The organism is Undibacterium sp. TC4M20W (genome assembly GCF_049340245.1).
GTDB lineage: Bacteria > Pseudomonadota > Gammaproteobacteria > Burkholderiales > Burkholderiaceae_D > Undibacterium.
In genome coordinates this window covers 1-11572 of sequence record NZ_JBMPPI010000054.1, presented here as the reverse complement: position 1 = coordinate 11572, position 11572 = coordinate 1, and the positions used below count along the sequence as shown (strand labels likewise).

The following is an 11572-nucleotide window of genomic DNA, read 5'->3' as shown; positions in this document are numbered from 1 at the left end:
AGGAAGATGAGCGTTACGACCAAATGAAATTGGGACTGTAGCCGCCTTTAGGCGGATCAAGGGTTACCAGCGCCTTTGAGGCGCCCCAGCAATAAACCTCCGGCTTTGCCGGAGGTAATTTAATTTCCACAAGTTCTGCATGCAATTTAAGCCATGCTTAAATTGCATGCAAGCCATTCGTTCTTAAAATCACCAAAATGGTGAGGAATTTGATTTGAGGCGCCTGTTTTTTTAACCTGATGTGGTCAACATGCCGTCTCCTGCTCATTGTTTACGCATTGAGGATCATCAGATGCTTGTCATATTTAATAGATGAATACGTTAAACAAAGTAAACTGACCAAAGTTTGAAAGAAATTGCCTAGTTTCCCGCAAGGAAATACGGCAAATTTTATTTTGGCAGAATTTAAATTGGTGTTGCCTAGCACATTTTTTAGGTTTATGATCGTTTTTCACATATCTGCAACAATGCACTGTTTTGTGTCATTTTTGTTTTGAAAGCCAAAACTCATCATGCTATATTCACGGCAGTTCAGATTTCTGCAAGACTAAGATCAAGAAGAAAAAGGCATACAGGTTTAAAAGGCGGTAGTGCAAAATAACGGTAACAATACCGTACACACTGAGGAGACGCGCGTTTTTACTACAAGCTGAGCGAATGTGATAAATTTAAAAAAATCGCAGACGCTAAACAGCCAAAAACGCGAAAGATGTTTTAAGGGCGCATCGGATGATGCGCCTTTTTTCTTTTGTCAAAAAGGAAAACCATGTTGAACAAAGAAACTAAAGAATCCAAGGAAGCAGGTTTTTTCTCTGCCATTGTCGAAGCCCCATTTGGTGCCGTCGGCATACGCTGCGAAGACCAAAAAGTCAGTGAACTGGTTTACCTGCCGCCCCGCTTCCAGGAAAAAGCACCGTCAGACAAAGTAGCTGAAACAGCCGCCAGGCAAATAGCGGCTTATCTGGAAAACCCCGACTTTCAATTTGACCTGCCTTTGAAAGAGGCCGGCACGGCATTTCAGGACAAGGTGTGGCAGGCTATATCTTCCATACCGCGTGGCCAGGTACTGACCTACGGCCAAATTGCCAAGCACATACGCTCGGCACCACGCGCGGTTGGCCAGGCTTGTGGTGCCAACTGGTACCCGCTGGTTATCCCATGTCACCGCGTGACTGCTGCTGGTGGTCTGGGGGGCTTTGCCCACAATGATGATGAAACCGGATTCCACCTTGGTGTAAAGCGCTGGCTGCTGACACATGAGGGCGTGGCCGGCTTTACCCAGGAAAAATTGTGGAAGTAAAACCGTTGCCTGTCATCTTGCCGGAAAAATTGACGTCGCAAATCGATCAGTTTTGCGACGCACTATGGCTGGAAGACGGGTTGGCAAAAAACACCATAGAGGCTTACCGCCGCGACATGCGTTTGTTTGCCGAGTATTTGCACGCCGATCAAGGCAAGCATTTGTATGAAGTCAATCATGCTGACATAGGCAATTACATTGCAGCCAAACACGGCACATCCAAAGCCAGTTCTGCCAACCGGCGCATGAGCGTACTCAAGCGATTTTATTTGCTTGCCTTCCGTCAAAACTTGATCAGTGTCAATCCTTGCACCAAATTACGCTCGGCCAAGCAGGGACAGCGTTTGCCCAAAACCCTCAGTGAAGCCCAGGTCGTTGCCTTGCTGCAGGCCCCGGATGATACCAATCCCCACGGCTTGCGCGACAAGACCATGCTGGAACTATTGTATGCCTGTGGCTTGCGTGTCAGTGAGCTGGTGGGTTTGCGCTCCATAGAAGTGGGGCTCAACGAAGGTGTGCTGCGTATCACCGGCAAAGGTGACAAAACCAGGCTGGTGCCATTTGGTGAAGTAGCCCGCACCTGGCTGGAACGTTATCTGCGTGAAGGCAGGCCAGCCATACTGAATGGGCAGATAGACGATGCCTTGTTCGTCACCGCCCGTGGTGGTGCCATGACTCGGCAGATGTTCTGGATACTCATCAAGAAGTATGCGATGCAGGCAGATATCACTACCCATTTGTCACCACACACCTTGCGCCATGCTTTTGCGACACACCTGTTGAATCATGGTGCCGATTTGCGGGTAGTGCAGCTGCTGCTGGGTCATGCGGATATTTCAACGACGCAGATTTATACGCATGTGGCACGTGAACGTCTGAAAAAATTGCATGCCATACATCATCCGCGTGGCTGAGCGAATTTGTGGCAAAAAAAATCCACGCTGATCAGCGTGGATTTTTTAATTGAAGCGTATTGATTTATTTTACTGCCGTATTCTCATCCAGGAATTTTTCTACCCTGGTCCAGAAATCGACATTGTTCTTCAATAAACCCCAGCCATGCGCCTCTTCTGGATAAACTATCCATTCCACTTTGGAATTATGGGCTTTGACCGCATCGTAAAACTTGGTGCCATGGATCAGTGGGACACGTACATCAGCACCACCATATGCCAGTATCAAAGGATTCTTTAGTCTGGATGCTTGCTGCAAAGGCGAAGTGCGTTGCAATTGCTCAGCATCTTTTTGTTGATCACCGATGAGCTTGGGCATGCCGTATTTGGTCCAGGCGTTGCCTGCCGTATCACTCCAGGAAACGTCATACAGCAGATTAATGTCGGATACTCCAACCCAGCTTATTCCGCAGCGGTATAAGTCTGGTTCTTTTATCAGGCCCATCAAGACGGCATATCCGCCATAACTGGCCCCGGCTATACAGACCCGCTTGGGATCGGCATAACCTTGTTTGATTGCCCATTCCCTGGCGTCTGCCAGGTCGTCCTGCATTGCCAGACCCCATTGTTTCCAGCCCGCCTGATGGAGTTTTTTACCATACCCTGTGCTGCCACGAAAATCCGGCTCTATGACTGCATAGCCACGGGATGCCAAAAATTGTACGGCAGGTGTCCAGTTCCAGTGACCACCTCTCAGAAAAGGGCCGCCATGCACCATCACGATCAGAGGAAGGTTTTTCGCCGGACGGCCTTTGGGCAGAGTGATGTAGGCTGGGATTTCAAGGCCATCACGTGCTTTGTAGCGGACGGAATCCCTGTAAGCCATTTTGGCAGGATCAATGTCCGGATTGACTACGCCCAGTTGCGTCAGTTTGGACGTATCTACATTGAATAGTGAATAATTTCCCGGATGCGTATCTGAAAATGATTTGACCAGCCTGACATTGGCGTCCTGACTTCTTCCCTTATCAACAAGGTTAACCATGTTGGGCAACAGTGCATCAATCTGGCTCTGGATTTTTTTATCCTTCTCATCAAACCAGACGCTTGCGTGGGCATCAGTTTCATAGCGTATGCCTGCAAGCTTGTTTTGCTGATTGTCAAACAGAATGTCACCATCGAAATCAAAACCATTCAGCGCCAGTAACGGATTGGGTATCAGGGATTTGGACTTGGTATCGTATTGATAAAGTGCAGCCGTGTCCTTGCCATTCCGGGCCGTCACATAAAACTGGCCTGACGTGCCGATAAAGACAGGTGAATAACCATCTTCGACAGTGTCATCAAATTGATAGAGCTGCACCCATTCAGTATTTTTATTTTCCTTGTAATGGACACTGGTGATGCCATTTTTGCTGGCAGTGGCAATACGTACCTGTCCAGATGGATCGAATAGAAAGTCGATGGAATGCGGAGGCACGGCAACTATCTCGGTTTGCCCTGTTCTGGTGTTGAGCCTGAATAAATTAATACCTGCATTCATGCGTTCGGTGGAATTTTGTCCGACATAGATGTCGTCTGAGCTTTCATTGCCGGTTGTACTGATAAACCTGGTTCTGGCAGGTAGTAGACGAAATTTTGGTGCGCCGGCTTTGACAAAACGATCAATTAGCTGACGTGAATTTTTACCATCTTTGTCTATGGCAAATAATCCGGAACCTGAATTTTTTTCGCCTGCTCCCAAGTCTTTTTCTGATATTCCATAGACTAAACGCTCGTTATTGACCCAATGAAAAAAAATGACGTCCAGGTTGCTGTAGCGCGTAATTACGGTTGGGGTAGCGTCACCTTTTGAATTCATGATGACCAGCATGCTGCGGTTGTCATTGTCTGCCGCCAGGAAAGCGATCAACTCGGCATTCGGGGATAATTGAGCATCCTTGAATTGGGCACTTTTGAAGAATTTTTCTACCGGAATCGGGGTTTCCCCGGCTTGTGCTGCTTGCAGGGAAGCCAATGACCATGTCAAGGCAAGCATCAACTTGATGACTGGTTGAGTGATGCGCAAATAGATGGACCGCATGTGTTCTCCAGATTTGAAAGTATTGTATTTGGATGGCAGGGCTTAAAAAAAACGCCCCGGCAGACCGAGGCGTTTTTAATCCCGCAAGCGAGAAGCAAACAGGCTGCATTTGCTTCTCATTTCGCTGATAATTACCAGAACTTGTAATTCGCGCTAACTGTGAGGTAGCGACCCAGCGGGTTATGCAGAGACTGGTTATAGCCAACTGTACCTGCACCCGGATCATACGGCGCTTTGGAATCAAACAGATTCTGGATGTTGCCGCTGATAGTCAGGTTTTTGATACCTGTGTAAGCATAGTTGACATCGATCGTAGTCCAGCTTGCGATCTTACAATCCATATTGTAGTTGCTGTACTTAGGCAAACCACCGAGGCTGTAGGCTGTGGATGGTTGACCAGTACCGTAGTAGCAATATGGAACTGGGTATTCAACAGTACCATCGTAACGACGCAACAGGGAGACTGAATCAACAAAGTTGATCGAGCCACTTACTGCGTGCGCTCCGTTGGTCCATGCTGTGCTCAGGGATGCTTTCAGTTTTGGAATCGCACCACGATTCAAAGCCCAGTTAGCAACACCAACGTTACCACCAACCAGGTTGAACTCTGGATCGCCAGGTGAACCAGCACTTCTGTAAGAGAAGATATAGTTCAGGTTCAGTTTGGTTGTCAGATTGCCGTAGGCACCCAAAGAAGTACGCAAGGTTGTGTCGATATCCACACCGGTTGTTTCTGTACTACCCTGATTAATGTATGGGGTATATACCGAGAAAATCGGGCCGGAATTTGGAATCACATTGCCATTGGCATCCTTGATCCATGTACCTGGATTGGTATCACGGATAACCAGGCCAGGGTACTGGGCTGGATGTTGGATAACAACGTCAGTACCCAGCAAGGCAACTTCGCCTTCTTTCCTGATTTTGTAGAAATCCAGTGCGACGTCAAAGTTCTTGGTCGGTGCCAGGATCAGACCGATAGTCAGGCTCTTGGATGTTTCTGGTTTCAGGTCAGGGCTGGAACCGGCAACACCGGAAATGCTCTTGCTGCAATCAGACTGGTCTGCACCAGTTACCGCTGTTACGCCATCTGGGCAACGTATAGGATCAGCTGTTGTGGTGAAGTACTGTGTACCACCTTTAACGATCTGATTCAAAGCTGGAGCACGGAAACCTTCAGCATAAGTACCGCGGAAAGAAATGCTATCGTTCGGTGTCCATTTTGCACCGACTTTTGGTACAAAAGAGCCTTTGATATTTGGATATTTGTCGTAACGACCGGCAAAATCCATTTCAAAAGTTTTGCTGAATGGTGTGCGCAATTCCACGAAAGCAGAGCTGACATTACGTTCGCCAGACAAGAATTGATTGACCAGGCCCAGAACGTTACCGCTAGATGTTGCAGGGTCAGGCGTCAATTGCATTTTTTCTTTGCGCAATTCAAAACCTGTCGCCAGGCCAATTGCACCACCGGACAATTGTCCGATTTCAGTACTGGCTTTGGCATCCCACTGAGTAATTTCAGAAGAATTGTGATTGACCAGTGGACGGCTGACGGATGGGTCAGCAGCTACTTGAGCAATCGATTTGTTTTGCGTAATCAGTTTTTGAACAGCGTCCAACTGGATGAAGCCATTCAAGGTTTCTTCACGTTTGACTTTATTCCAGAGAATTGCTGTTTCCCAATCCCAGTTGAAATTGCTGCCCTTGATACCGGCTACCAGACGTGCTGCATCATTTTCATTTTTGGAGCCGCCAGGAATATTTTCAAAGCGGTACAAAATCGCTGCACGGGAAGTCGGGAACGGATTGTCAGGGTGACCAACAGGCAAGATCGCCTGGAAGCTTGCAGCTGCACCCAGTTGTGGGAACGCAGACGCTGCTGTACGGCCGTCGATAGTGCGTGATACGCCAGTGTATTTGCGTTCTGTTTTGGAGTAAGCGAATTCACCGAAAGCGCTGATATTGTCATTGATGCGCAATTGGCCGCGGGACAGGAAGTTAATATCCTGAGCTGCGCCTTGAGATTCAAGGTATTGGTTACCGTTATAGTTACAGAATGTACGGCCTGTCAGGTAGCTGGTCGCTGCCAGATTGTACTGCGGACCACCCACCAGTTGCTGGGAAGTGGGGCAGTTCAGCGCATTGACGATATTCGCATTAGGGAATGCGCCACTGGTGAAGAAGGAATTGCTGCCAGGCGTACGTTCTCTGAAGAAAATTGGACTGGCGCTGATAGAGCTGTAGTAAGGAATCAATGTCGCATTGATATCCTGGTACATGCTTTTTTCCCAGGCAGTAGCATCTTGCAGTTTGGTGCTGTCGCGCTTGGAGATATCCAATGTGGCAAAGACGTTGTAGCCATCGTTGGAGAAATTACCTACACCACCGAAAATATTGGCTTTTTGACGGCCAAATTTGCTGTGGGCATCAGAGGATATGGAGGCAGAAGCTTGCGCGCCCTGGTAATCCTGTTTGGTAATAAAGTTGATGACACCAGCAATAGCGTCAGAGCCATACACCGCAGATGCGCCATCTTTGAAAATATCAATACGCTCAAGCGCAGAGATAGGGATCGAATTCAAGTCATATAGTGTGGATTGACCGTCGTTTGGATTGGCATACGCTGCTGGCGTCATGCGGCGGCCATTCAACAGGATCAGGGTGGACGAAGAACCCAGTCCACGCAAGGATGCAGTTGCCACACCTTTGGAGAAGCCGCCATCGACGTTATCAAGCGCGCCGCCTGTACCGATCGCAGGGATTTTTTTCAGGAAGTCAGTGACAGTTGCCGCACCGCTTTCACGGATTTCTTTTGCAGTAATAATTTGTACTGGAGACGTACCTTCTTTATCCGTGCGCTTGATGTTAGAGCCGGTAATTTCAATACGTTGTGGTGCTTCAGTCTGAGCGTGGGCAAAACCCCCGATCAGCATGGAGCCAGCAAATACGCTGAGCGCCAGGCGCACGGACTGCACGCCTATTTTTTCTTTAAATATCATTATTGTTCCCTCTTTGTTGATAGACCAGATGCAATCGGGTGCCGGATCCGTTTGGCAGACAGGTTTAGTTCAAAAATTTTGTAAATTTGCAAACAATCCTGCACTGCTACCTGATGAAATGCTGCCAAATCCATCCTCTTTATAAATGCGTGCGGGAAGTGAAAGGCAATGAATCAAACAGAACTTTATTATGTAAATAAAATACCTTTCCGGGAAAGCATTTGTTACTTTTTTTTGAGTGCTTGTTGTTTGACAACGACAGGAAATGAAAATTTAATTTCTAATTTTCCATGAAATTGGATTTTTGGTATCTTTTTGGAAATTCATTTATTTTCATATAAATTCCAGTTATAAGCTTATAAAAACTGGAAAAAGGTATCAGTTTCAAGAAAATATGATGGATTTGCCGTCATTTAGCGGTTTAATATAAATCCGAGAAATGCGAAAAAATTTTCAAATTTCCGAATTTCTGTAAAAATCCAGCCTATTGATAAGTTCCTGCAATATGTAAGAACTTGTAACGAGAAACAAGGTCTATGAACTGAGCAAATCCTTGCTTAGTGAGTAGTTTGCGGCCAATTCATCCAACCAGGAAAAAATATGAAATTGTCAAAAGAAGTACATTTTAAGAAAAAGACCTTACTCCTTTTGTTATGTGCATTGAGTGAGGCAGCCCTTGCCCAGACACCTCCCGCGACCCCGGCCGCTGCACCTGCTACAAATGGCACCGCGGCAGCTACACCAGCGGTTGCACCAGCTCCTGCAGCAACACCTCCTGTTGGATTGCGTCCTTTTAAAGATGTTATCAAAGACGCTAAGGAGCTCAAGGGGTTTTTTAATTTGTATCAGAAAGACGACAAAGTCTGGCTGGAAATTCGCCCCGAGCAATTTGATAAACCATTCCTGTTTACTTACAACATCCCCAATAGCATAGGCGAGCGTGGTTTGTATGGCAGCCAGATGGGACGTGGTTATCAGGCCGTGTTCAAAAAAATTGGTAATCAGGTACAACTACTGGCCAAGAATACCCAGTTTTATGCGACTCCTGGCACGCCACAGGCGCTCGCTGTTTCACAAGCGTTTTCCGATAGTCTGCTGGCCAGCGCCAGCGTATTGAGTACGCCCAATTCAGAGTCGAAAGGCATCCTGGTCGATGCCAGCGCCTTGCTGTTTAATGATATCCCTGGTTATTCAACGAGCCTGGAATATGCCTATCGCGCCATGTATGTGCTGGACAAGGCCAATACCAGCTTTGGCAAGCTGAATACGGATGAGTCTCTGGCAGGTTTGTTTGTGAATGCACATTTCATGACACCACGCATTGCTGCTTCTCCATTGGTGCCACCGCCAGTAGCTCTCCCTACGCCCCCACAAACGACACCTGATCCGCGCAGCTTTTTCGTGGGTTTTTATTTTAATTTCTCAGCGCTCCCAACTGAAGCCATGCGACCACGCCTGGCAGATGACAGGCTCGGGCATTTTGTGACGACCAGCTACGATTTCACCGAAGATCTCAAACCCAAGACTTCACGTTACTACGTGAATCGCTGGCGTCTGGAAAAGCAAGACCCGACAGCCGCACTGTCAGAACCAAAACAGCCTATCGTGTATTGGCTGGACAAGAACGTACCAGAGAAATACCGCAAATCGATCACTGAAGGCGTGCTCGAATGGAACAAGGCTTTTGAAAAGATAGGCTTCAAAAACGCCGTGGTCGTCAAACAGCAAACTGAAAAAGACGCTTTTGATACTATGGATTCTCGTCATGCCTCGATACGCTGGTTTGTCGGTGCAGACGTCGGCTTCGCTATCGGCCCTTCACGTGTCGATGAGCGCAGCGGCGAAATTCTGGATGCAGATATCGGTATGTCAGATGTCTTTGCCCGCGGTGCCCGCCGCATGATAGGTGAAGATGCACAAACACATGCGCTGCATGCCCAGGGTGACTGTGATTTTGCCCATGAAGCATCGATGGAAATGGGCTTCGTCATGGACTTGCTGGATGCCCGTGGTGAAATGGAGATGGATAGCCCGAAAGCCGAAGCACTGGCACAAGCCTATGTCAAAGACGTCATCATGCATGAAATTGGTCACACTCTGGGCTTGCGTCATAACTTCCGTTCTTCCACGATCTATACCCTGAAGCAATTGCAAGACCCGGCGTTCACCAAGGTCAATGGCATGGCTGGCTCAGTCATGGACTATGTGCCTTTCAATCTGGCGACCAAGGGTGAGCCTCAGGGCGAATACGTCATGTCTTCTCTTGGCCCTTATGATTACTGGGCAATTGAATACGCTTACAAGCCTATCGATGCCGACAAAGAAAAAGATGAGCTGACCCGCATTGCTTCACGCTCTACCGAACCTTTGCTGGCATATGGTACTGACGAAGATTCTGCAGGTACCATGGTTTCTGACCCTGATGTCAATGTGTTTGATCTGGGCTCTGATCCGCTGGTCTATATACAAAAACGTTTAACTATTTCACGCGAATTGTGGGACAGGCTGCAAACCCGTCAGTTAAAAACAGGTGACAGCTATGAAACACTGCGCCGCAGTTTTGAATATGGCTTTGGTCAGTTTGCCCGTACCGTGCCGCTAGCGACGAAATATGTTGGCGGTACCACTTTCTTGCGTGACCATGCCGGTACTGGCCGGGCCACTTTCACACCTATCGCGGTAGAGCGTCAGCGTCAGGCCTTAAAGCTGGTATCTGACAGTCTGTTTACGGCCAAGAGTTTTGTCTTTACACCAGAGCTCCTGAGCCGTTTGGGTGTCGATCACTTCCAGCGTGCCAGCCGCAATGATGTGTCAATTTCTGCACGCTTGCTGAGCTTGCAAACCGGGGCCCTGGATCAATTGATGTCTGATCTGGTGGCACAACGCATGCTCAATAATGCCGAGAAATTGCGTGATCCTAAAAAGGTATTGTCCCTGCATGAGCTGTATGGAAACCTGCAGTCGAATATCTGGAGTGAACTGTCAAGCGGTACAGATATCAGTTCGGCCCGCCGCAATCTGCAACGTGAACACCTGAAACGCTTGTCGAATGCCTTGCTGAAACCGTCTGCAACAGCACCCGCGGATGCCCGCAGTTTACAAAGGGAACAGGCAAACCAGTTGCTGGTAGCTATCCGTGGCGCAGTTGGCAAGCCTATGAGCCCGGAATCCCGCGCGCATTTGTCTGAAAGTCTGGCTACTTTGAATGAGGTATTGAAGGCTTCTTTGGTGAGGGCTGGCGTTTGATCCAGTCGTTTAAAGTAGTCGTTTAGTGCAGTCGTTTAATGTAGTCATTTTTTGTAGCGTCCAGTATTAGCATCATTTTCAAATACTGACTTCTGGCAAGCTGGAAAGCCCCGTGTAAAAGCACGGGGCTTTTTTCATGTTTACTGAAAAAAAATAGAATAGCGAGCGACTGTTTTTCCCCTTGCTCAAGCTGAGTAAGTAATGCATGCCAAGTTGTAAATTGAACGCATTTTTCAATTGCATTGCTAATTTATTCTGATATCAAATGCTTGTATAAATGGGAAAAAATTTATCCATTTATTGTTGATGTGGCATTCATTGTGTGATATTTTATAAAATATAATTTAGCAACTTATGCCGACTTAAAAGTGTGCTATCGATATGTGTTTTTTGCTGCTTCTTTTAAGTTCAAGCAGCCTTTATTTGCCTGTGCTGTTGGATACATGGCTGGATGAAGAAGTGCGGAAAAAGAATTCAGGCATGTGGTTGTATGCATGGAAGTGCATAGTCCCGTGCCAGGATGCTGTTCCAGGCACAAAAAGCCGGGAATGATGCAAATGCTTATGTCTGAACAGACATAATTTATTTACCTACAATGGAGTAGTGTCAAATGCGTTTGATTTCAAATGAAGAATTGAGCCTGATTGCCGGCGGTGACGGTGAAAGTCCAGATAATCCAATCATTGCCTCACCAGTTGAGATTGTTGGTAGTGTCCCGATAGAAGTCGTGGCGCCAGGAAATCCACCCCGCCCTAATGGACCGATCCCTACTCCTTATCAGCCACCTATCACTAAAATAGAATGAGCATGAGCTAGATTCTTGAAAAAAGCGCCAAATTTCTTGGCGCTTTTTTATTGACTGTGACCCGTCCTGATTAAAGTTGACACTTTTCTAGAGCCTGAAAGGAAAGTGAGATGGATACAGGGATACGCAGGAGTCAGCGAGATTACACGCTGACTTTTAAATTATCAGTAGTAGAGCAAGTAGAAAAAGGCGAGATGACCTATGTAGAAGCTCAGCGCCGGTACGGGATACAGGGGAGATCAA

At 47.3% G+C, this 11572-nt stretch carries 6 protein-coding genes and 1 pseudogene; 5 read left to right on the top strand and 2 right to left on the bottom strand.

The window, feature by feature from the left end:
* The first annotated feature begins 766 nt into the window (after positions 1 to 766).
* Both ACO0LL_RS30055 and xerD read left to right on the top strand, forming a co-directional pair.
* The gene (locus ACO0LL_RS30055; RefSeq protein WP_422954492.1) at positions 767 to 1300 is read left to right on the top strand and encodes a methylated-DNA--[protein]-cysteine S-methyltransferase; all 534 of its coding nucleotides are present in this window, start codon (positions 767 to 769) and stop codon (positions 1298 to 1300) included.
* The gene (xerD, locus tag ACO0LL_RS30050) at positions 1291 to 2214 is read left to right on the top strand and encodes a site-specific tyrosine recombinase XerD (RefSeq protein WP_422954491.1); all 924 of its coding nucleotides are present in this window, start codon (positions 1291 to 1293) and stop codon (positions 2212 to 2214) included. The genes ACO0LL_RS30055 and xerD overlap by 10 nt, the downstream gene beginning before the upstream one ends.
* Before the next feature lie 64 nt (positions 2215 to 2278).
* Here xerD and ACO0LL_RS30045 read toward each other — a convergent pair whose 3' ends face one another.
* Together ACO0LL_RS30045 and ACO0LL_RS30040 are read right to left on the bottom strand one after the other, a co-directional pair.
* Positions 2279 to 4276, bottom strand: coding sequence for an alpha/beta hydrolase family protein (locus ACO0LL_RS30045; RefSeq protein ID WP_422954490.1), 1998 nt, complete (start codon positions 4274 to 4276; stop codon positions 2279 to 2281).
* A 131-nt stretch (positions 4277 to 4407) separates the two neighbouring features.
* Positions 4408 to 7278: a TonB-dependent receptor domain-containing protein gene (locus ACO0LL_RS30040; protein ID WP_422954489.1), complete on the bottom strand. Its 2871-nt coding sequence runs from the start codon at positions 7276 to 7278 to the stop codon at positions 4408 to 4410.
* A 600-nt stretch (positions 7279 to 7878) separates the two neighbouring features.
* On the opposite strand from ACO0LL_RS30040, the gene ACO0LL_RS30035 reads away from it, so the two are divergent.
* The 3 genes and pseudogenes from ACO0LL_RS30035 to ACO0LL_RS30025 all read left to right on the top strand — a co-directional run.
* Positions 7879 to 10524: a zinc-dependent metalloprotease gene (locus ACO0LL_RS30035; protein ID WP_422954488.1), complete on the top strand. Its 2646-nt coding sequence runs from the start codon at positions 7879 to 7881 to the stop codon at positions 10522 to 10524.
* A 610-nt stretch (positions 10525 to 11134) separates the two neighbouring features.
* Positions 11135 to 11329, top strand: a complete 195-nt coding sequence (locus tag ACO0LL_RS30030; protein WP_422954487.1) for a hypothetical protein — start codon at positions 11135 to 11137, stop codon at positions 11327 to 11329.
* Positions 11330 to 11439: 110 nt separating this feature from the next.
* Positions 11440 to 11572, top strand: a pseudogene (locus tag ACO0LL_RS30025) (IS3 family transposase); the annotation flags it as partial.